Below are 25,783 nucleotides of genomic sequence, written 5' to 3' on the forward strand. Positions count from 1 at the left end.
AAAATAGGACAATAAATAACCAAATGTAAAAAAAAGTTTTAAATGACATTAAGTTAAATCTATAGGAGTTCAACTGCTTTATTAAGATTTGAAGTATAGTGGAGGGAGATTTGGAAGAGTTGATAAATAAATTGGAAAATATTATCTATTTAATGAATAAAATTGAGTTTAATCAATCCAAAAATAATTAAGCAAAAATGAAGTATAAGTTCTATACAGCTGATGTGTTTACTGATCAAATCTTTGGAGGAAATCAGTTAGCTGTTTTTCCATATTCTCAAGGGTTAACCACTCAGAAAATGCAAAAAATTGCTGCCGAATTCAACTTTTCGGAAACGGTCTTTGTTTTTCCGCCCCAAACTTCCCAAGGAATCAGAAAACTCAGGATCTTTACTCCTACAACTGAACTCCCTTTTGCTGGACATCCTACCATAGGAACTGCCTATGTTTTAAGCTTTATTGGAGAGATTTCTATTTCTGAAGAAAAGCAGACTCTTCTTTTAGAAGAAGGGATAGGATTAGTACCTGTTTCAATAAAAATTGAAAGGGGAAAACCAGTTTATACAGAATTGAAAGCTGTCCAACTTCCAACGTTTAATAACAATTCCCCCTCGGTAATGGAATTAGCCTCAATTTTAGGGTTGAAAATCGCTGATTTTCGAGACGATAAATATTTTATCCAAGGAGTCTCTTGTGGAGTTCCTTTTCTATTTGTTCCCCTTCATAACCGAGAAGCATTAGGACATATTCAATTTAACCGTGATTGCTGGCAATATATTTTGGCGAATCATTGGGCCCCTTCTGTCTACGTTTTTTGTTTTGAGCCTGAAAGGGAAGGGTCGGATCTACGAGCACGGATGTTTGCTCCTTCCATGGGAATTCTGGAAGATCCCGCAACCGGATCAGCAGCAACAGCGTTAGGAGGCTATTTAGCTATCCGAGAGGAGATTTCTAATGCAACTTTAAACTGGAGAGTTGAACAGGGTTTTGAGATGGGAAGACCAAGTATTTTAGAGGTAATTGCAAAAAAAAAACAAGGAAAAGTCAAAGAAATTTGTGTTGGAGGAGTGTCGGTTTTAGTGAGTGAAGGCTCCATGGAAATTCCTGATCTATAAAGTGTGATTTTATAGCAAACAATACTTATTTTAATTTACATTTAAGATTTAAAAACTTCATTTTCAACACCTATTTGCTACTTTCCTAAATTTATTAAGACTTGATGTAATTCAGCGAATTTATTGTGATATGTTTGAGATATTAACTGAGTTTTCTTTTTTATAAGTAGGTGAGCTCAAATAAACATAAAACGCAAATATTTTTAAAAGATAGTGATCATTTAGTGCTAGTTTAAATAAAAATTAGGCTAATATAATCAGAGACAAAATTTTATCTATATCATAAATAAAAATAAACCGAAAAAATAAAAAACCGCACCTTAGTCTATATGTAGAATCTAGTGAGTTGTATTTATATACAAGTCGAAAAAGATAAAGTAATTCCACAAAGTAAAAATGATTCTCTATTATAGAATCTAATATTAGAACTGAATAAAAAGTTAAATTTTACTTTCTTATAAATACAACTTAAAAAAAAAAAATTGTAAAAATTTAATATAGGGAGCTAGATAAAGCTGAAAAACACTGTAACTATAACCGTTTATGAATGAAACACTAAGTTAGTCTCCGTTAAGCAAACTACGTTTTTTTGTAAATTTTCTTTGTTCCTATGGAAAACATATTTTAAATTTCTAATTTTTTGATAGGACTAGTAATTATTAGATTTTTCTCTCTTAATAAGGTAAAAATTATTTCTATCTTTTTCCCCGAACATAATCTTACCCTTTTATATAAAATCAAACAAATTCCATTATTCATTAACTTAACCTTACACTAGATCCATAAATCTAATATATTTAGATCTCAATATTATCTCTGTATATTTTTGAACTTAAACTATACGAGATAGTTTTTTGAGAAAGAATTGTGATTACGTATTAATATACTTGGGTAATATCTATGTTTCATTCTTCAAATAATTTAATATTTATAATCATTATTATATGATAGTTCTATCTTAACTGTTTCCCATTCCTTGTTCCTAATTTCTAACTGTTAGTCTACCATTCTATACATTGGATATAATCAGTTTTATTAAGGCAAACAGAGATAATAAAAAATGATCTCTCTTTAATTTCACATCTAAATAGTCCAAATACACAAGATTATTTATAGTATCAGGATTTTGTCAATGAGGTTAATATAGAATCATTGTGGTCATCGTTACTGATTGATTATCTCTCGTCGAGACCATTAAGTGTCCTGCCAGATGACTAAATTCTAATATAGAGTGAGACTTAAAGAAATAAGGCTTAAAATTAAACTTGAAATGCTATTCATTATAATAACTTTATTTTATGTCAGATCAGCTAACTTCGATCGCTACCCATTATCACGAACGAACCAAGTACCATCCTGAAACCATTGCTACTAAAAACAAAGGACTAGATTGGTCAAAACAACCCTCGGTTTTTAAACAATATAAAGTTGGTCACTCGTACGATCTTACGACCTATTTATCAGAAAAATACTCTCAAGATGAACTAGCCCAACAATGGCGACGTCTATCTCGTTTACTCATTTGTAGTTATGGCTTGACGGCTAAAGTTTCTACTATGGGAACTCCTTTATATTTAAGAACTGCACCTTCAGCTGGAGGACTCTATCCTGCGGAAGTTTATATGATTTCTCGGGGAACCTCTTTGTTACCTTCAGGTTTGTATAATTACCAATCCAACACCCACTCCCTCATTCATTTCTGGGAAAGTGATGTCTGGTCTGATTTACAAGAAGCCTGTTTTAAAAATTTAATCTTAGAAGATACCCAACTAGCTATAATCACAACAGCAGTCTTTGAGCGGTCAGCTTGGCGATATGAAGATCGAGCTTATCGCAGAATAATGCTAGATACAGGACATTTATTAGGTAATATCGAATTAGGCTGTGCTATCAACCAATATCGTCCTCATTTGATTGGGGGATTTGTAGATCAGATGATCAGCCGCATATTATATCTTGATCCTAATCAAGAAGCTGCCATTACAGTTATTTCCCTTCAGGATGTATCCAACGGTAATCAAATTTCCTTTAATCCTCCAAAAACAACTATTTTTCCCTCAGAGATTCACACCGATTACCCTCCTATTGATGACGGGGAATTACTTTCTTATTTCCATCAAGCAACCGAAATTAGAGACCCAGAACCGTCTCTATTTTCGATTTCAACCTCGGACCCATCTTCTTTAGAAGATAAATATAATTTTCCGTTTTGTTTGAAAGTTTCTACCGAAACATCACCTCTTGACTGGAATAACGACCTAATTGACTTAGAAAACACCATTTTAAAACGGCGATCCACTCGTGCCTATACAGGAGAAAATCTAACCTTAGATGAACTTAAATCCCTACTAAATTTTACCTATCAATCTCAAGATTATGAAAAAACAGATTTAGATCCTAATCCTGATTATTTTGATTTGGAGTTGATCGAAACGTTTATCGCTGTTTCTGGGGTTACGAGTTTGGAAGAAGGATGTTATTATTATGCGCCAAAAGCACAAGAATTAAGACAAATTCGCTTTAAAAACTTCCGGCAAGAACTACATTATTTATGTTTAGGGCAGAACCTAGGACGGGATGCGGGGGCCTTAGTTTTTCATACAGCCGATCTTCAAAAAGCTGTTGCTAAATATGGTGATCGCGCTTATCGTTATTTACATTTAGATGCAGGGCATCTTGGACAAAAGCTAAACTTAGCCGCTATTTATCTAGATTTAGGGGTAAGTGGAATAGGAGGATTTTTTGACGATCAAGTCAATGAAGTCTTAGGAATTCCTCCCGAGGAAGCGGTTCTTTATATTACTACTTTAGGACGGCCACAACGGAGGAACTAATCTTAAAAGGAAAAAGTAGACACAAGTTAGAATAATTTCTTTCTTGTCTTCCTGTCTCTACTTCAATCCTAAATTAGGGATTTAGATTACGGACAGTATATCCCCTACTGACAGGAGGGATAAAAATAATTTCATATCCATCTTTGAGTAGAAGTAAATTGATTTAAAATTAACGCAAAATTCAACTTAATCATTTTATTTATCTAACTTAAGATGTTTTTAAATTAATCTTTTCAAGACCTTTTTTATTGTTGTTTACTCGGAGAAATCACGTCTTAACTCAAAAACTCTATCGGCCTATTATTTGTTTTTAACAAAAGCTTACCTTCTTTGATGTGGCAAGCTTTTTGTTTGAGGTTATCTATTTAAAGATTCGTAAGTCTTGGATTAAAATAGACAGAAATAAAAAATATAAAATCAAATGTAAATGTCAGTTTTTCTTATACTTGATTATATTTCTAATATGTTAGAGTTATTTTAATCATCTCTGCACTTAGCAAAACTTAACTAAAGTCAATTAACAATTTGTTATTTTGTTCAAAGGCAACTCTCTGGGATTAATGATTTACTGGCTTATGGTAAAACACCGAATCGTTTAGGAATTTATTCTCAAGCAATAGTGCAGTTAGACAAGAAACAAGTCCAAGAAAGTATAGAAGAACGAAAGGCTGGGTTAAAAAGATTTATCAAGCAAGCTAAACATGAAGGTTTAGATGCATAAGCCGATGACAGTTATAGGAATAGCCGATAAATTTGTTTAATAAAAAGCTTTTCTCACTGATAAAACAGAAATGTTGATACCACAACTATGCCCAGAAGCCTGTGTATTCACGGAAAATTTACCGCTCACAAAGCCACAAAAGTTAAAGAACTGATAGAATCCACAGAAGTAGAACTCATATTTTTATCTCCTTATTCCCCTGGTTTCAACCCCATTGAAAACTGTTGGTTGAAAATCAAGAAATATTTGCAAACTCAAAAATCCCTAAATTCTAGAGGACTTAATACAAGCTATCAATAAAACAAGCGAATTGATTTAGCAACCTGTGAAAATACAATTAGTTAGTTTACCAACTATTTTCAGTGTAATCTACTCAATTTAAAATTGTTACTAATAGCTAACATTAAGGTAGAGTTTAAGTATTTAAATTTCTTTAAACAAGATTAACTATTTTATTACTTCAACACTTCTATTTTTATCGATTAAGTAAAGACGATAAATCATCATAGATTTTTACACAACAAAGATTGTTACTTATGTAAACCAAACTAAGTTAACTTTATCTTTATAAAGAAATATTTATTATAAATTTAATAATATTAACCTATAAAATAAGCTCAATTGCTTTACTAAAATCTCTTCTTGCTTAAAAAGCAGTGACTAACACTAGTATAAATATTATCTGAAAATTAAGTGTCATTAATGAATACCTTGGATAAATTTTTTATAAACTCTCTTTAATCTTTAAATAAAAAATAAATACAATACATATTTTAATAAATTATTAATAATTAAAATTAGTAAATAATACTACCAATAAAAACAGATATTGATTAATCACCTTTTATTTATAGAAATCAAGAAAATGTGTAGATTTTTTTTAAGAAAAGTTTATAATTGCTTTTATCATCCCCCAATCTTAATTAATTTTATTTTTAATTTTTATTTTAAATGTTAGTATATTGTCAACTGTTGTTGAGATTTTACGAATAAAAAATATAAATATTTCAAAAGTTTGCATACAACAATAGCATAAATAGTTAATGAAGCTGATTATTAGTTGAAAACTTATGGAAAGTATGTTAATTATACAATAATATAAATTACTCTTAAATAAGTTACAGATAGTTAATTTAAATTGACCTAACTGTGAAAAACAATGTCACAGCAAATTCTTTTATTTTATCGATTATAATGCATTTGTTAATAATCGGTGATCCTTAATTAAAAACTGTTATCATTCTACTGATGCTATTTTTTTATAGTATCAGTACTAAAAAATACGAATTAATAATAAATTGAATAATATGATAGCTCAATTATATAAAAGAAAATTTTATGAGATTGAATTAGAAAAACAATTTAAAAGCATTGTTGATTCAGTGAATAATCATGATTCATCCAAGTTATCAATGGGAGAAATAATGCAAAAAGTTGCAAAACAATTTCTGGGAGCAACTTATAAAGCAGGTTTATTAGAAACATTTGAAAAAGAACAATTATTTATCTCCTTCAAAGAATTTGATTGTGTTTTATTTGTGGAAACTGTTTTAGCTATTACTCGTAGTATTACTCTAAATAATAGTAGATATAAAACTTTTACTAAACATCTACAAGAACAACGTTATATTAATGGTTTTATAAATGGTTATTGTAGTCGATTACATTATTTTTCAGATTGGATCAATGATAATCAAAAGCGAGGAATTGTTAAAAATATAACGGCCGAGTTAGGGGGAATTAAATTTAATAAAAAACTTTATTTTATGAGTAAAAATAGAACCTTATATGCTAAGTTAACAACTAATAAAATTAACTATGAATGTATAGTAAAAAGGGAAAATGAAATCAACAATATTGTTTTAAAGTACATTCCCAATGATAAAGTAGAGCAAATTTATTATAAACTAAAACCGGGAGATATTATTAGTGTTGCCACTAATATTGATGGTTTAGATGTTACCCATACAGGTTTAATTTATCAAGCTATAGAAAGAAATATCAGTTTTATTCATGCTTCTCCTGCCGGACAAGTTACCATTGCTAGAGATTTACAAAACTATGTGATAAACGTCAAAAATTCTGTTGGAATTATAGTTACTAGACCTGTTGATATTCGATTAAACACTAAAAAAAGTGAAAATTTTCTAGTTAACTTTCTTTCTAAATTTACACCAATTTCTGGCTAACATAGCTTACTCAATCTTTTCAGACTTAAAGTTACCATTACAAAATACAATCCTTTCCCTTTCTAGCTAAGCAATTACAACCAAAAATTATTACCAATGGGTTGATGTTTATTATGATAATAATCACTTTTATTTTATTTTTTCTACCCTTCTTATAATTAAGTTAACAATTCACCAGATACAAGAATGATAAAAGTTGAGTTGAAGTTGTTATTATTGTCAATATAATTATTAACTTTATCTTAAAAGATTTAAAATTTATTATCTCAGTTAATATCAGGGTTGTTTCAATTATTTTATTCATGACAGTTGAGTATAAGCAGTCCCTAAGAACATTAAAGCGATAATAGAAAAAAGATTTTCGTTTTAATGTATTAAAATTTATTTTTTAGTAAAAAATTTATTGTTGCTGACATGTAATGTAATATAACAAATATTTTATGACAATAAAGAGTCAATCATATTAATGATAACTTTTTTAAAATATCTGTGATTATTTTTTAATAAAAAAAGAATAAGTAGTTCGCTTTGCAAGATTTCTAGGTAATTAAAAATTAATTTTTAATTAGATTTTGAAGTCAAAAAATATAGTAATAATAATAATTTTTGAGGTTATTAGCTACTATTTAATTAGACTCAGTCTAGAAGAGCCTAAATTCTTAACTAAGATACTCAATTGTTCATATTAGATTTTAATTTACTTCAGTTAACAGTTTTAAGTTTTAGATATTTTCTGTTTTAGAGATATTTGTTATTCTTAGTTTATTTTATAATTATTGTAAACTTCTGACTGGGTCTTGAATAAAATGATGAAGGTTAAAAATTTAAGCTTGACAGAGATCTTCTCCAATTTTTGTTAATTCAAGATCACACTTCAAACTACTCAGAGTAATTTTATTTTCCACTTCTAGGAGTTGATGATTTATTTTCTAAATAGAAAATAGTAATTTAATTTAGAAAAAATTTGACTAATTTCATTCTTTTTTAAGAAGTTAGTATGACAAATTTATAAACTATCTGTATAGCAATTATAAAGTTTAAATAAACCTAACTTTTTCTAAAAATTTTATTTATTTATTCTCGTAAAGTTTATATTTTTTAACTGAGTTATTTCAATTCTTCAAGTTTTTGGTTTAACTATCTCTTAAAGATTTCTTATGGCTCAGGTTCCCTAGATTTTAATCTTGTTGCTAAAAACATAGTAATCATCACTGAACTAGAAATTATTAGAAAAGGAAACCCAATAACTAAAGTAATTATACTGGTATAAGAAAATAATTAGGTAATAAAGAAGATTAGTTATTTTAACTATAGAATACTTATTTAAATTTCTTAAATATTAAAACTCTAACTGTAGGTTAGATATTAAAATTATGATGTTTTAAATTTTTCAACAAAACCTAATTAATTTATTTGATTCACTTTTAAATAATTAGATTAAAGCCGTTTATTCAAAAAATTAATATCAAATAAAATAAATTTTTAGCTAGAGATAAAGCCACTTTTTTGTAACTAATCTTGAGCTTCCAAAACTAGATTATAGAAGGATATCCCTTCTTCTAGTTTATTTGAAAAATTAATAATTTGCTTAAAATTAAGTGGAAAGAACTTAGAAATAGTAACAAAAAAAGAGAAGAGAAAAAAAACCACACTACGATTGTAGTGCGGGTGCTGCCTGATGCCTACTAAATTAAGTGTTAGCACCTAAAATGATTAGGCTTCATCATAGGCTTCAATGTCGAGTAGATATAGATATGGTTCAGCTAATTCTTGGCATTGAAAAGCGATCGCCCTCAGTAAATGCCAATCATTGAGGGCGTCAAATGGGTTACTATAATCATCTTGTTCTAACCGCTTAGCTAAATCTGCGACCTCCTCTTTCGTCAACGCCGAAATGTCTGGCCGCCTTGCACTTAAAACTGTCATTCCGCACCTCCTGATCAATCCGCACTCTGAATTTTATAGCAGTCGAAGTGTAGGTTAGGATAGACTCTTTGTTCTAAACTCCAACAACAAGTAGAGTTCCATCTGTGAACTTGGTATAGGGGTCTAAATAATCCTTGACTTTAATGACTTTTGCTATGCTTTCTCTCTCATTCTACTGTGATCTGAGAAATCTTCCCATAAATTCAATTAAGAAATTTTGATATTTTGATTAAAGTCAAATCTCATTTTTTTCTCAAGGTCCTTATTTAACTAAGGTTTTAGAGGTTTATAGAGATCCATTTTTATTTAAGGCATCGGAAAATATTTTAATATTTTTTAATAATTACTGTCAGGCAATTGACACTATAGAACCAACTAAGTTTAACTTGAAAACACTAAATATTTAAGGTTGAAGGTTCGATATAATTTGTGATAACAAAATTTAAATAAAATTTTGTTATCACAAACAGACTTCTCAAAAGTACTTGATTATATAAATGATGTTATGGCAGATTTTGTTGACAATAAAAATATACAATACTTAGTATATTTACATAGTTTATACTGATGGTATCAAATGTTTAATTTAGTTTAACAGATAAAATTATTAATGTTTAAAAAACTATTTATGTTATTAATTTCTGGAACAGAAAATAAATTAAAAAGATTAAATATAAACTTATAATTACTATTATTTAGTGTAGTTTTACGACCAATAAACCTCGTTAAAATAATGAATAAACTATAAAAGATTTACCTTGTATAGCAACTGTTTCTTTTAAAAGAAACAGTTGCTATACAAAATCTAATCAATGTAGAAACAAAATAAATAAGTAGAAATAAGTAGTTAAGTTTACTTAAATCTAAAAAAATAGATACTAGGATACTTAAGCTCAAGATTGTTAAAGAGGTCTTAAATAATGAAATAAAGAATATAGATAAAAAGAATGAAGTAGGTAACAAAAAATAGAGATAATTCTCAAAAATATAAGTTAATCATTATAAATAGAAAAACTTCAGATATTGGAACGGTTAGCAATCGATATAATTACTGTGCTTACAAGACAAATAAGTTATTATATAGTGTTGGTATATCTAAAAAAAAAAGTAAGCGTAGAAATCATAAAAACAAGATTTTATAAATAAATGGTAAAATAGTCGTAAATATAGAAAAAAAAGGTTTTAAGTAGGCTAGTTTACTTTTTAAAAAATCATGTAATAATGTTGTGAATTAATTGCCACAGACGTGAGTAGCCGCAAATAATATAATACTAAATTTTATTAAACGCTCATAATAAGAGGTAAAAAATATGGTACACCAGGGCTATAAATGATAATACGTCTATGTATTTATCAATCTATCAACAGGAAAAAACTTATGAAATTAAACTAAAAAAGTGAATAAAAAATAGCTAGATTTAGTTATAAAACATTTGAATAAAAACATAAAATTTTAAAAAAATTCTTATAATTAAGATTATAATGGCTAGTTTTTAGTAAAAAAATAAATATTATTTCAGTAATTATTTAAAAAATATTTGTCAACTTATTCTCTAAAATTAGAGCTATCATGGAAATGATAGACGTTAGTATATAGGCTTTTAGTTCATGATCATAATGAAAGGGGTCTTACTAAAAGATTGAGATTTTCTCAGCGAAATTAAATAAATAATTAAACTTTAAATTATTATTTTTGGTTAAACTTCTTATTCTCTTTTCAGAGAGTATAGTTATCGGATTTAATCCTATCTGATGAAACAATTTAATGTTTCATCAGATGATTAGAGAAAAATCCTTAAATTATAAGCTAAAGAACTTAAAAATTTCAGTTAACAAAAATTTTTTTTCAGCATTAAATATGAGTTAATATGTTTTGTATAAAAATAAATAAAATAAAAATAGAGAACAAAAAGCTAAATTAAATCAGGTATATAAAAACTTATTAGTATTCTTCAAAAAAACCTAATAAAAAAGTAATTTAAAAATCTTATTTTAGATCTAAAATAAGATTTTTAATATTAAAATTAATTAACTACGCTCAAAAAAATTACTTAATTTGCCACAATTTAAATTATTTAAACCATGTTATTATCTCTTTTAAGAGAGTAACAATTTGAAAAAAAATATTAACTACTTTTTCTTTACTTATTGTGTTTTCTTTTAATTTTACTTAATTTTTTTAAAAATTTTTTTAATTACATCAAAACTCTCTATATTGACTATTGACTAAACCATAATAATAAATTTTATAAAATTAACTCAGTTTATGTTGTTTTCAATTATATAAAAAAAGCTCATCAATTAATTATTTTAGTAATCTTTATTAAGTTGTACCAATAATTAATAAGACATCAATATTTTCTTGTGATAATTTTTCTGCAGAAACCGTAACTTATCTACCAACGGAAGAGTTCCCCTAAAAAAGCAATATTTTTAATCTTAAACGTAGTTAATAAATCTCCTACCTAACCTATTTTATCTCCTGATTCAATAGATTGAAGATCCACGAATACCAAACTATAAGTTGTACTTAAGGGAATCTTTAGTAAAAAGTTTTTATATCACTTAATTAAGAATTTAGAGTTACTGTTAATAATTTAAGCAAATTGTTAAATAATTTATATTAAACTTTGCTAGCATTTAATTTTTGTTAAAAAAGCATAAATTTTCAACCTCTGTAACTTAGATAGAGCAGATTTAAGAGCAATATTTTTTTATTAAAATTTTACAATCAACTAATTTCTATAACTTCAACTAATTTCGTTTTATTTAATTAATTAGATACTCTCTCTATGAGGTTAAGGTGATGACTTTATCGTAAATATATTTTTGATATTAATTGCATAATATTAATTATTTTGAGATACTTTAAATTAAAATATAAAAAATAAACTAGATTTTTTGTAAAAAACCTAGTTTTTATAAATTAAAGTAAATAATTAATCAGAAGTTCATAAAACTAATTTCTAGCCTAATAATAATTTTTATCATAGCAACTTTAATTCTAAAAATATATTTTAGAATATGTAATTTTCAGACATTAATAGGACAATCTAATCTATGTATAGAGTTTGCATTGTTTAAGAAAAGCTAGGCAATCACTGTAATAAACGGCTAAATTAATTTCATGTAAAAAATATAATGCAAAACGATAATTATGATTAAGTTGCAGTCACGTTGAAGTCTTTTGAGTAATTCTAATAATCGAGACTTATAGTGGATACCCAAATAAATAGTAGATTCATCTAAATAATTAGACCAGTGATTTTATGCCTATGTTAAAGATAAAATATCTATTCTTCTTTTCTTGATAACTTAATGATAGAAGAATCACGATATTTTTTTAATTAAGTTTCCTGAATTATTTTGTTTACTATTTATCAATCTTTTGTATTCAATTTCCATTGTCATCAAGGTTGACAGAAAGTTTATTCCAAATTAATTAATTGCGGCACTGTTAAACTAGTAAAAATTAGATTCCAATCTTTACTGAGTCCGCAAGTAAGCAACTAATTAGTTTGAAAAAGCTCTATTTTCTGAGCCATTTGATCCTACTCAACTTAGCTATTCTCTCTCTTGAGAGTCTAATTCATGTAACCAATTACTGATTTTAATTCATAAGCTATTAGTTAAGATATCGGAGTATTAATTTGTATTATTTGAAGTGTCAGTTACCAGCGAAAACTGATAACTGAGAAGACGTTAGTCGAAGATAATGAAAGCAATCACTAGTTTTAAGTAAGTATTTAATTTTTAGTGGCACAGATCTTCTTAATAACAGCCTCTACAACAATATCGGGAGTAGATGCTCCAGAGGTAACACCAACGATAATAGAACCGTCCTGGAGCCAGTTTTCTTTCAGTTCTAAATCTCTACCTAAAGGTTTATGTTCAATGGTATTGTTCAGTTTTATACGAGTGGCATTATCAATATGATATGATGGAATTCGTTGTTCGATAGCAATTTCTTGCAAATGAGTGGTATTAGAAGAATTAAAGCCTCCAATAACTACCATTAAGTCTAACTTTTGCTTAACTAATTTTAACATAGCATCTTGACGTTCTTGAGTGGCGTCACAGATTGTATTAAAACTCATAAAATGGTCATTTAAAGTAGCTAGTCCATATTTTTTAATAATCGTTTTTTCAAAAATTTCACTTATTTGTTCTGTTTCACTTTTCAACATAGTCGTCTGATTAGCAATCCCCAACTTTTCTAAATCATGATCAGGATTAAATCCTGGTGAATAGGCATTCTTGAACTTATCTAAAAAATCTTCTTTGTTTCCCCCATTAAGGATATAATTGCAAATATAGTTGGCTTGTTCTAAATTTAAGACGACTAAATAATTCCCTGCAAATGAACTGGTAGCAACAGTTTCTTCGTGAAGATATTTGCCATGAATAATGGAAGTATAATGACGTTTTTTGTGCTTTTCTACAGAATTCCAAACCTTAGAAACCCAAGGACAAGTAGTATCTACAATGGTGCAACCTTTATCACTTAAAAGTTGCATTTCGGTAACACTTGCTCCAAAAGCTGGCAAGATAACTACATCTCCTTTTTTAACTATAGAAAAGTCTTTATGATTATTAATCACTTCGATAAAACCTACGTTCATTTCTAGAAGTCGTTGATTAACAGAAGGATTATGAATAATCTCATTAGTAATCCAAATACGTTTATTAGGAAAATGTTGACGGGTCTCATAAGCCATCGCAACAGCCCGTTCAACCCCCCAACAAAACCCGAATGTTTTTGCTAGGTGAATCGTTACTTTTCCCTCTTGCCATCGATAGTTACTTTGACGAATTTGCTGAATCAAAGAACTTTGATACTCTGCACTCAGAACTCTCATGATTTCTGACCGATGGCCAAATCCTTTACGATGGTAATGTTCGGACTGTTGCAATGAACGTTTAAAGATTTTAGTATCCATAAGGCTTGATCTATATGTCTTGACAGGAAGTGTGATTTTAGTTTAAGCGGATATTTACAAAATAGCTTGATTGTCTTTTATAGATGCCTCAACAACTACAATAAATCTAATATAAGTGATGATTATTAATTATTTTGGATTTAAACTGGCTAATTAATGAGCAATTTTTATAATTCGTTTAAAAAAAATTCTGGCGCGGATTAAACGTTTCTCTTTCGCGAATTTTTTGATAGAGTTCTAACTCTTCTTCATTAATTTCTGAGGGAATAGCAATCTGAATTTCTACTAATTGGTCTCCTCGACTACCATTGCCATCAGGATATCCTTTATTAGCTAAACGTAAGCGTTGACCTGAACGAACTCCTTTAGGAACCGTCATTTTAACTAACCCATCAATGGTGGGAATTTCGATGGACTCTCCAAGAATAGCTTCACTAGGAGTAACGGGAATACGACAAAAAATATCCGTTCCTTGCAACTTAAAATACGGATGAGTTGCTAGAGAAATTTTTAAATAAAGATCTCCCCCATCAAGTCCCTGTCCTTTGAGGCGAATTTTTTGCCCATCAATCATTCCTGAGGGCATTTCTACTTCTAACGATCGCCCATCTTCAAGGCGAATACGTTCGCGTCCACCCTGATAAGCCTTTTCTAAAGGTAAATTTAACTTAGCTTCTACATCCCGTCGTCCTGAATGAGAAGGCTTAACGATTTTGATCCTTTTGCTGTTTCCTGGGCTAAAATTTTTAAACTTCCAGAAATCGGAATCTTGACGATAATAATTATTACTACCATCACCATTACCATTACGGGGGATTGTATCCCGTCCACGACTAGAACGACGTTTCTCTTTGCCAAAAAGTTGTAAATCGTATTCAGCGCGCTTGGTCTGATCCGAGAGGGTATTATAAGCTTCATTAATATCTTTAAACTTTTCCTCAGCAGTCTTATCCCCTGGATTGACATCAGGATGGTACTGTCGTGCCAATTTCCGAAAGGACTTCTTCACCTCCTCGCTAGTAGCATTTTTGGGGACTCCTAGAATGGCATAGTGGTTGCGGACTTGCTGCATATAATCAGTTATCAATAAACACGGTAGACATTAAACAGTTAGGTTCAAAAAAAACTCAGTAGCAAATGACTTATCAACTAATTTAGAGCCAATCATCGTCCTCTTCATCCCAATCATTCTCAGCAGGAATAAGACGAGACTTATCGCGGGCATAATATCTTTCGGACTCAGTTTCAGGATATCGTTTATCTGACGGGGATGGCTTACGACTCGATAGAGAACGATGGGAACGATTTGCTCCCCAATTTTCATAATCGTCATAGTTATCGTAGCGGGGTGATCGATAGTCTTGACGCTCATCATAACGGGAAGAAGCATAATCGTCTCGATAGGTGGTTCGACGACGGGGAGTATAGGGAAGATCATCTTCAGGTTTGCCCGTTAATGTCTTACGAATGGAGTTAAAAAAGCCCTCATCTTCCTCGTCATATTGTAGACGAACTTCTCGGTTAAGTTCGTAGAGGACATCTTGCATATCAGCTTGAGCGCGATCAATACGGCGTTCATCGTCTTTATCAAGACTATCAATAATTTCAGCATTCAAAGACTCGATTTGACGGCGATAGGGACTGGTGAATTGAGTCCCAAAATCAAGAGTAACTTCCTTAAGTCGCCGTAATGCTTGATCTGTTAGGGCTTTAGCACGATTACGTTTTTCCACTCGTTCCCTTCGTTGGCGATCACCTTCAGCAAATTGGGCTGCTTCTTGAATCATTCTATTAACTTCTGCATCATTGAGGGTGGAAGTTCCTTGAACGGTAATGGTTTGCTCTCGTCCAGTGGTACGATCACGAGCCATCACCTGTAAAATTCCATTAGCATCAATATCAAACGCCACTTGAATTTGGGGAATTCCTCTAGCGGCTGGCGGAATTCCGCTTAATTTAAACCTTCCCAAAGATTTATTATCCTTAGCCATTTCCCGTTCTCCTTGAACCACATGGATTTCCACCATGGTCTGATTATTTTCTCCAGTAGAAAATGTATCCGAACGTCTGACCGGAATTGTAGTGTTACGAGGAATTAATTTTTTAGTAACACCGCCGATGGTTTCTAACCCTAAAGATAGAGGAGTCACATCAAGTAGCAAGATGTTCTTAACTTGCCCTTCCAAAATGCCTGATTGAATGGCTGCTCCTACTGCCACCACTTCATCAGGGTTAACATTTTCGTTAGGTTCTTTATCAATAAAACTTCGTACCAACCCTTTGATCATGGGCATTCGAGTTGCGCCCCCAACTAATACTACCTCATCGATTTGAACGGGGGTCAACTGTGCATCATTGAGGGCACGTTTAATAGGACGACGGAGGCGACTTACTAAGTCTCCACAAAGATCTTCAAATTCAGAGCGAGTCAAACGGGTTTCGATATGTTTAGGACCATCTTCAGTCGCGGTGATAAAGGGTAGATTAATGTCGGTTGTACTAACCCCTGAAAGTTCAATTTTGGCCTTTTCTGCGGCTTCTGTTAGGCGTTGTAATGCCTGTCTATCTTTGCAGAGGTCCACCCCTTCCTGTTCAACAAATTTCTCGGACAACCAGTCTACAATACGTTTATCAAAGTCATTGCCTCCTAATTGGGTATCCCCACTTGTTGCTCTAACTTCGAGGATTCCATCCCCCACTTCGAGCACAGAGACATCAAAGGTTCCTCCTCCTAAATCAAAGACTAAGATTTTTTGCGAGCGCTGTTTATCTAACCCGTAGGCTAAAGAAGCCGCCGTAGGTTCATTGAGGATACGGTGAACTTCTAAGCCAGCAATGCGCCCAGCATTTTTAGTCGCTTGACGTTGAGAATCATTAAAATAGGCAGGAACGGTAATTACTGCTCCTGTGACCAGTTCTCCTAAATAACGTTCAGCTTCCTCTGCCAATTTCCGTAGAATCATCGCAGAGATTTCTTCGGGGGCAAATTCTTTTCTGAGACGAGGACAGCGAATTTTTATATTATCGTTGTCGTCTCGACGAATAGTATAGGGAACTTGTTTCGATTCAGGTTCAAGCTCGTCATATCGACGACCCATAAACCGTTTTACCCCAAAAAAGGTGTTTTGAGGGTTGAGAACAGCCTGTCTTCTAGCCAATTGCCCAACGACCAATTCTCCATCTTTATTAAACCCCACTACTGAAGGGGTTGTCCGCATCCCTTCTGAACTGGCTATCACTACTGGCTTTCCGCCTTCCATGACGGCTACCACAGAGTTAGTTGTCCCCAGGTCAATGCCGACTACTTTTCCCATGCCTCTGTTTTTCTCCAGCTACTCCAAGTTAAGTCTTGAGTCTTTGTTTCTTCGAGAGTTGACCGAGTACGCTGAAAGCGTGCCACCGGCCACCGTGTCTCACTGACAATATTCTATCCTAATGTTGTGAGAGGTCTTCCGTTAAACCGTCTGAGGAGTTTAAGGGAATCGGTAACGGTTAACGGGAGATATTCTAGAACGTTTCTTCTAGAAGTCAAAGACCTATGTAAAACTTCACATATCTTGACATCAATTTCTAGTAGTTATTCCTAAATCTTAGATTACTAAATCTAGGTGCTTATAAGTAGACAAAGAATAGAGAAAAGTCTCACCAAGGAAACAGAAAGATTAAAAGGACAAAGTTGGCAATGCTCACCGTACTCTTAGAGAGAATAAATTTGGTTATTTAAAAACTATATCTTTCACAAAATTCAACTCTTCATTCAGAGGAACTAAATTGAACTAAATTTGGTTTCTTGTATCGCTTTTAGAGCAGCTGTAACAAAAGTTTAATAAATAAAAGTTGACAGTCCTGCTTTTAAATCTTGGAACATAGTCAGAAGTAAAAATTATTGCTCGAGTAAAATAAAAGAATATCGTTGTAGAAAAACGGTGGAATATTACGCTTTCCATTTACCTTCATCGGTTAGATATAAATTTAGTATCAGAAAATTTTTTGCAATCTTGTTTTTGCAAACTTTACAAATAAAATCGCATAATTCTCCACATTATTTTAAATACTAATACTCTTATAAAGACAAGATTTACTTCTTTAGAAAACTGGTAGTTTTTTTAAAAAAAAGTGATAAATTATAATTTCTATATGTGTAGACAGTCAAAAATGATCATAAATATAGAAGTTGTTTAGTATTTTTTAGACTTATAATTACCCTAAGACAAAGTAATTTTTAACAAAATAAATACAGTCTATCTGACAGTAAATTATTGCATAATCAAGTACTCTTAAATAAGAAATAACTTTAGAACAGTAATTACTAAATTATAGTTTAGTTCAAAAAAAGTTAACTAAATGAAAAAATAAAGTTATTTCACATTTAAAATTTTTCTTTATGGCAGAGAAAATTAAATTTGATTATTGGGTTTTGAAAAACAATAAATATATAACTACTTAAAAAACAAAAAATAACTTAAGTTTCAAATTTAATAAAGTATTTAAAAATACTTTTCTAAAAGAAAAAATAATAAAGTAGCCAATAATTATCTAAAATCCTAACAAAAACTCCAAATAAAAGTTAACAAGTAAGTATAATAATTGATTTTTTTAAAAAAAGTAAAAAATCTCAAATATTCAAATAAATACACAGATAAAACTAAAAAATACTGCAAGAATAGATACAGGAGTTGTTATTAACAACGACTTGGTGCATACAGGTAGTCTAGTTAAAGTCAAACTAAAATAGTAGGAATAGGAAGAAAAAAAATATATTTCCTAGTATTTTAGGGTCTATTATTAGGCGTAATACAAGTTAAATAATTTTAAATAAAAACTTATTTAAGTTATTAAAAGTTTATTAAAAAATAAATGTACCTTATCCAAAGTAGCCAAATAAAGTTTGGCTACTTTGGATAAGGCTACTCTAAAAAATAGTGATTTAAACAAGATAAGTTAAACTTTAATTACTTAAATATAGAAATATAGAATAATTCGCGTTTTTGACGTTTAGTAATAAGTAAGCATAACCAATTGCCAAGTTTATTTTTGGTTGTTAGTTACGCTTTTTGTTTAAAATTTTCCTAAAAAAGCTAAAATTTCCTATGTTAGGCAGTTAAATTTATTAAAATAAAAAGTATTTCGCTTAAATTTAACTAGTATTTAATACTAGTTAAATAACTTCAATTAGTTCAATAGTAACTTGAATGCTTTAATGATGTTCTGATTTGTTTAAGTAGTCACTTATAACCCAAAAGAAAAATATTTAAAAATAAGCCCATAATATAATTTACAGTAATTAATCTTAAAAACTAGTAGTAAACACTAATTTTATTTCTTAATAATAAGCTTCTTTGATTAACTTTATTCCCAACTGTAACGATATTTATATGTCGTAGGATAATTGTTTGTGACAATTAATTTTTACTCCCTAAAAACAAAGGATTAACAGAGTTAAATTTTTAGTTAAATCGGAGCGACACTGTGGAAAATTTTCTGGACAAAGACTTTAACCAATACAAATCTAAATTAATCTCAGAAAAAATCCGATTAAAAGCTACTCTATGAGCATCTCTTTCAAATTATGCTAAAGTTCCATCAACATCAAAAATTAATACCTTAAGTTAAGTAATTTACGCATTTTAGATATAACAAATTATGGCTAATAATAATCCTGTTAAGTTGCCCGGTTAATTGGCTAGATAAGTCAATAACCGTTGACCTTGACTATCGGCTTCTTAGGGGAGGTTATATCATGAGGGATGAAGATTAATATTCTTAGCTCAAGAGACTCCCTAAAGAATGTCCAATGAAATTCAGACAGAAATCCAAAAAGCCGTAGAAAAACGACGTAACTTTGCTATTATTTCCCACCCTGATGCAGGCAAAACTACCCTAACCGAAAAACTTCTACTGTACGGAGGAGCAATTCACCAAGCAGGAGCAGTCAAAGCTAGACGAGACCAACGTAAAGCTACCTCTGATTGGATGGAAATGGAAAAACAGAGAGGAATTTCAATTACCTCTACCGTCTTACAATTTGAGTATGGAGACTTTCAGATTAATTTACTAGATACTCCAGGTCATCAAGATTTTAGTGAAGATACCTATCGTACCCTAGCGGCAGCCGATAATGCTGTCATGTTGATTGACGCAGCAAAAGGGTTAGAACCCCAAACCCGTAAACTATTTGAAGTCTGTCGTTTGCGCAGACTTCCCATTTTTACTTTTATCAATAAACTTGATCGTCCCACAAGAGACCCGTTGGAATTGCTCGATGAGATTGAACAGGAATTAGGGCTGCAAACCTATGCCGTGAACTGGCCGATTGGAACCGGCGATCGCTTCCGAGGTATCTTTGACCGTCGCCAACAAATTATACACCTGTTTCAACGTCGCGCACACGGTAGCCAACGTGCTCAGGAAACCGCCATTAGGCTTAGTGACCCTAAAATTGAAGAATACCTTGACCAGGAGCTTTATTATCAGCTCAAAGAAGAATTAGAAATACTCGAAGAATTAGGAGCCGATCTCGACTTGGAAACGCTCCACTCTGGCCAAATGACTTCTGTATTTTTTGGCTCAGCTATGACTAACTTTGGAGTGCAATTATTTCTTGAAGCGTTCCTAGAATACGCCCTAAAACCTGAAGGACGGAATTCTTCTGTAGGAGTGGTAGAGCCCACCCATCCTGAATTTAGCGGTTTTGTATTTAAATTACAAGCCAATTTGGACCCAAAACACCGTGATCGTGTGGCCTTTGTACGAGTCTGTACAGGAAAATTTCAAAAAGACATGACTGTCAGCCATGCTAGGACGGGAAAAACTGTGCGTCTGTCCCGTCCTCAGAAATTATTTGCACAAGATCGATCTTCCATCGAAGAAGCTTATAGTGGAGATGTTATTGGGTTGAATAATCCAGGAGTATTTGCTATCGGGGACACAATTTATAACGGCAAAAAACTAGAATATGAAGGAATACCTTGTTTCTCTCCCGAAATATTCGCCTATCTAAAAAATCCTAACCCCTCCAAATTTAAGCAATTTCAAAAAGGTATTCAAGAATTACGCGAAGAAGGGGCGATCCAAATTATGTATTCCACCGATGACTTTAAGCGAGATCCGATCTTGGCTGCCGTAGGACAATTACAATTTGAAGTCGTCCAATTTCGGATGCTCAGTGAATATGGGGTAGAAACTCAATTAGAACCTCTTCCCTATAGTGTAGCTCGTTGGGTAACTGAAGGCTGGAAAGCCCTAGAAAAAGCTGGGAGGATTTTTAATACTATTGTTGTCAAAGATAATTGGAATCGTCCCGTATTACTTTTTAAAAACGAGTGGAATTTACAACAAGTTCAAGAGAATAAGCCAGAATTGGGATTGACTACTATTGCTCCTGTAGGAGTAGGTATTCAACCGAGTTAAAGGCTAAAATTTCGAGAAAAATCATGATTTATGACAGTCAAGTAAAAACATTTCACTAGAGTGTTTAATAGGATATAAAACTATAAATAAACCATAAACCGAGGTAACTAGGGAAAGAAAAGAACGTTGTTTTTATCCTTTATATTGTGATCTCAGAGCAATTATTCAGTTATAATCAGCCTCAGTCAGAATTGTCAATAAAGTAACGATGAATAAAGAAGATCTAGTCAACATGATCGCCGCCAAGACTCGCATGACAAAAAAAGATACGAGTCACATTCTGGATGCGCTCACAGAAACCATAATGGAAACCGTCGCTTCAGGAGATAAAGTTGTCCTAGTTGGGTTTGGAACCTTTGAACCAAGAGATCGCAAAGAACGCAAAGGAATGAATCCTCAAACTGGACAATCTATCACCATTCCTGCTACCACCGTTCCTGCTTTCTCTGCGGGGAAAGTGTTTAAAGAACAGGTTGTCAATCCCGAACAAGCGACTGACTTTTGTTAAGTATAAGACTAACAGACCCAATGTATCGATCTAAAGTGATGTTCTTGGGTCTTATTCCGTCTAGTTCTACATCCTTACATGCCGTAAACATAGTGATTTGTAAATCTCACGGTTTAGGCTTCCACTTATTTAGCAACTGTCTTTGCCCTCAATTTAATTTGTTGAAGTCGGGGATATTGTCACTACAACCTATACCCCACACCTCATCTTCATCTACACTTACACTTTAATCTTTTCGTCACCCCGTGAGCTATTAAAATCACGCTTTAGGAAATTCTAAAACAGTCTATATTAATGGTCTAACCTAAGATTAATTTATCATTCAATACACTCAATATTCTCAAATAGTGTAATTATTTTAATCTTAAGAATTCATTAATTAATTATCGAACAATGCATTACTCACTCTTTAATCGCTTTTAAGAAACCTTTCTGGGTAGTTTAATTGGTATGAATATTAGCCATACTTTTCCATTACATCCTTGGTGGCTTTTTCTAAGTCAAGCAATAACAAAGCGGTTTACCAAAAAGGGAAGATTATCACTTGAAGATTGGTCAGCAATGACCGATAAGCTATTTTTTTTACAAATAATTGTGAGTCACCTAACACAGGGGAACTCGTACTGGGGACGTTATCCTTGATAGTCTTTTCCATGACGCTTCCAGTCTATTATAGAAGCAATTACATAGCTTAGTTGTCAAATGGAAATCTTCTCCAGAAACACTACAAGAGATGATGGTTTGAGGAGAATTAATTGCCCTTATCTTGACAGAAAACCTCGAGATTAGGAGCATACTTTCTCAACAACTAACCTATTATCACAATCAACCTAATTCTCGTTTGAGAGACTCCTTAAAACGAGTAGAATTTTTCTTGCAACTGAAAACTTCTCTAGAACAGGTAATTGACTATTTTTATCAACCAATACTTTTATAACAATCAGCTTTACCTTTAGCAATCTATTGTTTTACAGTTACACCAAAAGATTTCTCAGTTGCGGTTCTTAGAGCCACTCAAACCCAATCTCAGGTTGTTACCGCCTTAGTAGGAGCACTAGCCGGAGCATACAATAGTTGTTTTGGTATTCCCCCCACTGGCAGTTAGCTTTAAGCAAAAAAAGAAACAATCAATTAATGAACCACATCATTCCTAGTCTATAGGATAATATGGACTAGGAGCGACTCTCGAAGTAAAGTTGAGCTAAATTTTAACACTAAGTTGTCAACTTAGTGTTGTCAACTCGCCTTGGGTCGGGCAAAAACGCTCACATGTGAAACTCGTTTTCCAAAAAGAATATTGGCTCTCCTAAAGAAGACTATAATAAACTAGTAGCTGATAACTTCCAAAAATCTTAGCCTAATTATATTCTATAACTCCAAAAACCCAATCTATATAAAAATAAAATTTTTGGAATCTTTGGAAGCCTTGCAAAGCAAGACCTTTATCCCTTGTCTATGTGTAATTTTTTTACAACTAGTCTAGAAGAGTCGTAATACCTAAAACCAAATCCATTTCCAGAGAGAAACAGTAAAGTAGTTAAAGACGTCGGTGATTCAATTGAGATTGTTTTGTCATGGCCGAGTTTCAAGGTAGATCTACCCTAGTTTAATTTAGTGGCGTATTTCTTAGGGCTCTCTATTACGCTTCTAATATCTTTTCAGCGACCTCACATACGATGAAAAAGCTTCATTTAACCAAAAGCCTAGATAAATGGCGTAAAAACTACCAAAATTTTAGTTTTTCGCTTTTGAGGAATATTGATGCTTCACCTATGCCCCACAAGTCTCAGTTGAACCATGCTCCTAATTTTTTTCAAAAATTGCATAGCTCATCATCCTTGAGAAAAATTCACCCACCCATGATGTGGGGGTTAGCGATTATATCCTTGACTAGTGTAATTAGTTATCGTTTTTACAATCAACCGAAACTAGCTGTAGGAACTATTTCTCCAGTAACCATTATCGCTCCTGAGGACGGAACTTTTGAAGATCTCAAAACTACTGAGGAAAAACGAAAAGAAGTTCGCACTGGGATCATTCCTGTATTACAACGGGATGTCAAATTAACCAGTCAGCTGGAATTGACTGTGAAAGAAGCGTTGGTCAGTATGCAACAATTACGAAATATAAGTAATCCTTTTCCTGTAGCTAGTGTTCAACAGCTTCCCTTGCCTACCCAACAAAATTTACGAGCTTTTTCCGAGCAGGACTGGCAAAAAGTTTTAAATGTGGCTAAAGCCCAGTTAATTCCTAATGATATTGACAATTTATCTGAGAAAATCTCCGAATTATCTCCTGATTTTAAAAAAGTCTTAACTGAGCTCAAAGACTATCGGCAAACCACTACAGGAACAGAATTCCAAACCTTTTTAGAAAAGATGAGCCAAGCTCGTCAACGGTATAGTAAGGCTAAATCAATTTTAGCTGGTGTTAGAAGTCCTTACCTATCACTAGAGATAGCTGTTGCTTTTCTCGACTTAGATGAGTCTACTTGGAAAAATACTCAAAAAGCACTACTCAACACCACTGAAAAAATTTTGATTCAAGGGATTCCAGCCGGAATGCCCAATAATCTTTTGCAAGATATTCTTAAAATACAATTTGATCCGTCAATACCTTTATCCAGCAAGATAATGGGACAAAAACTGCTCATGTCTGTATTTCAAAATCGACATAATTTAACGATAGATAGAGAAGAAACTAAAAGACAGGCTGAACAAGCGGCTCAAGCCGTAGAACCAGTAATTGTTGAAATTCAAGAGGGAGATGTCATTGTCAAAGCTAATGAAACGATCAGCCAAGCAGATTTTATCTTACTCGACAGCTTTGGGTTAAGTCGCCGAGGCATCAATTGGTTAGGATTAGGAATTTCTGTGATTCTAGTGGCAGGAGGAGTGACAGTTTTTTGCATGGTGACTCGTCATGTTCATCGTCCGATGCGTCGCCGCGATCATTTTTTACTGTGTTTATTAAGCTTAAGTACCCCCTTTCTGGCAATTTTTAATCTGGGTTACACTAATTTGCCGGCTGTCGGATTATTGACAAGTAGTTTCTATGGACCTACCTTAGCAGTTACTCAAGTTTTATTATTAAGTGGTTTATCGACATTTACTGCAGGAACAGTAAATTGGAGTTATGTTTTGGCAGGAACTGCGGGAGGCTTATTGTCCGGGGTAATGGCTGGACGACTCCGTTCACGAGATGAATTAGCCCGTTTAGGAGGAGGGGTTGGCATTGTTCAAGGAGGCTTTTACTTTCTTATTTACCTAATTATCGCACCGGTGGCGGGGACAATTTGGTCAGCCGTGTTGCCAGGAGCAATTATTTATGGTCTATCTGGGTTTCTTTGGAGTGTCATGGCTTTAGGAATTTCTCCTTATCTAGAACGTTTGTTTGATTTGGTGACTCCCATTCGGTTAGTAGAATTGGCTAACCCTAATTGCCCTTTGCTAAAACGATTATCGACCGAAACGCCGGGAACGTTTCAACATACCCTATTTGTGGCTTGTTTGGCTGAAGCAGCCGCTAGAGAACTTCATTGTAATGTCGAGTTGGTAAGGACGGGAACCTTATATCACGATATTGGGAAAATGCATGACCCTTTGGGATTTATTGAAAATCAAATGGGTGCGCCTAATAAACACGATGAAATTAACGATCCTTGGCAAAGTGTGGAAATCATAAAAAAGCATGTTACTGAAGGGTTAGTCATGGCTCGTAAGTACGGTTTACCACGAGTGATTCGAAATTTTATTCCTGAACATCAAGGAAAGTTGTTAATTTCCTATTTTTATTATCAGGCTAAACAACAGGCAGAAAAAGACGGAGAAAAACTCATTTGTGAAGAAAAGTTTCGCTATGAAGGTCCCATTCCTCAGTCACGAGAAACGGGGATTGTGATGTTGGCTGATGGCTGTGAAGCAGCGTTACGATCTTTGAAAGAAACTACCCCGGAAACAGCTTTAGCCATGATTCATAAAATTTTTAAAGCTCGATGGCGAGATAATCAATTGAAGGATTCAGGAATTAAATATGAGGAGCTACCTATCATTGCTGAGGTGTTTGTTAAGGTTTGGCAGCAATTCCATCATCAAAGAATTGTGTATCCTAAAGCTGCTTTAGAACCTCAGGGAAAGTAAA

The 25,783-nt window shown here is 32.3% G+C and carries 12 protein-coding genes and 1 pseudogene; 9 read left to right on the forward strand and 4 right to left on the reverse strand.

Features of this window, described 5'->3' with window-relative positions; translation table 11 throughout:
* Positions 1–197: 197 nt before the first annotated feature.
* The 4 genes from RGRSB_RS08540 to RGRSB_RS08555 all read left to right on the forward strand — a co-directional run bounded on the left by RGRSB_RS08540 (position 198) and on the right by RGRSB_RS08555 (position 6,859).
* Positions 198–1,115, forward strand: coding sequence for a PhzF family phenazine biosynthesis protein (locus RGRSB_RS08540; protein WP_119260680.1), 918 nt, complete (start codon positions 198–200; stop codon positions 1,113–1,115).
* 1,298 nt (positions 1,116–2,413) lie between these two features.
* Complete coding sequence (locus tag RGRSB_RS08545; protein ID WP_119260681.1) at positions 2,414–3,949, forward strand: SagB/ThcOx family dehydrogenase; 1,536 nt, start codon at positions 2,414–2,416, stop codon at positions 3,947–3,949.
* 808 nt (positions 3,950–4,757) lie between these two features.
* Positions 4,758–4,970 carry a transposase gene (locus RGRSB_RS08550; RefSeq protein ID WP_119260682.1) on the forward strand — a complete coding sequence of 71 codons (213 nt, stop codon included), beginning with the start codon at positions 4,758–4,760 and terminating at the stop codon, positions 4,968–4,970.
* A 1,007-nt stretch (positions 4,971–5,977) separates the two neighbouring features.
* Complete coding sequence (locus RGRSB_RS08555; protein ID WP_119260683.1) at positions 5,978–6,859, forward strand: N-acetylmuramoyl-L-alanine amidase-like domain-containing protein; 882 nt, start codon at positions 5,978–5,980, stop codon at positions 6,857–6,859.
* Positions 6,860–8,572: 1,713 nt separating this feature from the next.
* Here RGRSB_RS08555 and isiD read toward each other — a convergent pair.
* The 4 genes from isiD to dnaK form a co-directional block, all read right to left on the reverse strand.
* On the reverse strand, positions 8,573–8,785 hold the full coding sequence (isiD, locus tag RGRSB_RS08560) for a protein IsiD (protein WP_044106871.1): 213 nt from the start codon (positions 8,783–8,785) through the stop codon (positions 8,573–8,575).
* 3,746 nt (positions 8,786–12,531) lie between these two features.
* Positions 12,532–13,725 (reverse strand): 4-hydroxy-3-methylbut-2-enyl diphosphate reductase, encoded by a 1,194-nt coding sequence (locus tag RGRSB_RS08565; RefSeq protein ID WP_119260684.1) that lies wholly within the window; start codon positions 13,723–13,725, stop codon positions 12,532–12,534.
* A 178-nt stretch (positions 13,726–13,903) separates the two neighbouring features.
* Positions 13,904–14,797, reverse strand: coding sequence for a DnaJ C-terminal domain-containing protein (locus RGRSB_RS08570; RefSeq protein ID WP_119260685.1), 894 nt, complete (start codon positions 14,795–14,797; stop codon positions 13,904–13,906).
* Positions 14,798–14,879: 82 nt separating this feature from the next.
* Positions 14,880–17,039 carry a molecular chaperone DnaK gene (dnaK, locus tag RGRSB_RS08575; RefSeq protein WP_119260686.1) on the reverse strand — a complete coding sequence of 720 codons (2,160 nt, stop codon included), beginning with the start codon at positions 17,037–17,039 and terminating at the stop codon, positions 14,880–14,882.
* Positions 17,040–19,512: 2,473 nt separating this feature from the next.
* Here dnaK and prfC point away from each other — a divergent pair.
* From prfC to RGRSB_RS08600, 5 genes and pseudogenes are all read left to right on the forward strand, one after another.
* The gene (prfC, locus tag RGRSB_RS08585; RefSeq protein ID WP_119260687.1) at positions 19,513–21,135 is read left to right on the forward strand and encodes a peptide chain release factor 3; all 1,623 of its coding nucleotides are present in this window, start codon (positions 19,513–19,515) and stop codon (positions 21,133–21,135) included.
* Between the two features lie 190 nt (positions 21,136–21,325).
* Entirely contained in the window at positions 21,326–21,643 is a 318-nt protein-coding gene (locus RGRSB_RS08590; RefSeq protein WP_269460813.1) for an HU family DNA-binding protein, read from the forward strand.
* 450 nt (positions 21,644–22,093) lie between these two features.
* Positions 22,094–22,285, forward strand: coding sequence for a hypothetical protein (locus RGRSB_RS08595; RefSeq protein ID WP_119260689.1), 192 nt, complete (start codon positions 22,094–22,096; stop codon positions 22,283–22,285).
* Positions 22,286–22,595: 310 nt separating this feature from the next.
* Positions 22,596–22,748 (forward strand): annotated as a pseudogene (locus RGRSB_RS11205) (ADP-ribosylglycohydrolase family protein); the annotation flags it as partial.
* Positions 22,749–23,319: 571 nt separating this feature from the next.
* Complete coding sequence (locus RGRSB_RS08600; RefSeq protein ID WP_119260690.1) at positions 23,320–25,782, forward strand: HD family phosphohydrolase; 2,463 nt, start codon at positions 23,320–23,322, stop codon at positions 25,780–25,782.
* Position 25,783: the final 1 nt, after the last annotated feature.

The sequence above is a fragment of the cyanobacterium endosymbiont of Rhopalodia gibberula genome, assembly GCF_003574135.1.
GTDB lineage: Bacteria > Cyanobacteriota > Cyanobacteriia > Cyanobacteriales > Microcystaceae > Rippkaea.

Bases quoted from the DNA above. Each gene is read 5' to 3' on its own strand.
- RGRSB_RS08550 (WP_119260682.1), top strand. From the start codon at position 4,758: ATGCCCAGAAGCCTGTGTATTCACGGAAAATTTACCGCTCACAAAGCC.
- RGRSB_RS08595 (WP_119260689.1), top strand. From the start codon at position 22,094: ATGAATATTAGCCATACTTTTCCATTACATCCTTGGTGGCTTTTTCTA.
- RGRSB_RS08570 (WP_119260685.1), bottom strand. From the start codon at position 14,797: ATGCAGCAAGTCCGCAACCACTATGCCATTCTAGGAGTCCCCAAAAAT.
- RGRSB_RS08565 (WP_119260684.1), bottom strand. From the start codon at position 13,725: ATGGATACTAAAATCTTTAAACGTTCATTGCAACAGTCCGAACATTAC.
- RGRSB_RS08545 (WP_119260681.1), top strand. From the start codon at position 2,414: ATGTCAGATCAGCTAACTTCGATCGCTACCCATTATCACGAACGAACC.
- RGRSB_RS08600 (WP_119260690.1), top strand. From the start codon at position 23,320: ATGAAAAAGCTTCATTTAACCAAAAGCCTAGATAAATGGCGTAAAAAC.
- RGRSB_RS08540 (WP_119260680.1), top strand. From the start codon at position 198: ATGAAGTATAAGTTCTATACAGCTGATGTGTTTACTGATCAAATCTTT.
- isiD (WP_044106871.1), bottom strand. From the start codon at position 8,785: ATGACAGTTTTAAGTGCAAGGCGGCCAGACATTTCGGCGTTGACGAAA.
- dnaK (WP_119260686.1), bottom strand. From the start codon at position 17,039: ATGGGAAAAGTAGTCGGCATTGACCTGGGGACAACTAACTCTGTGGTA.
- prfC (WP_119260687.1), top strand. From the start codon at position 19,513: ATGTCCAATGAAATTCAGACAGAAATCCAAAAAGCCGTAGAAAAACGA.
- RGRSB_RS08555 (WP_119260683.1), top strand. From the start codon at position 5,978: ATGATAGCTCAATTATATAAAAGAAAATTTTATGAGATTGAATTAGAA.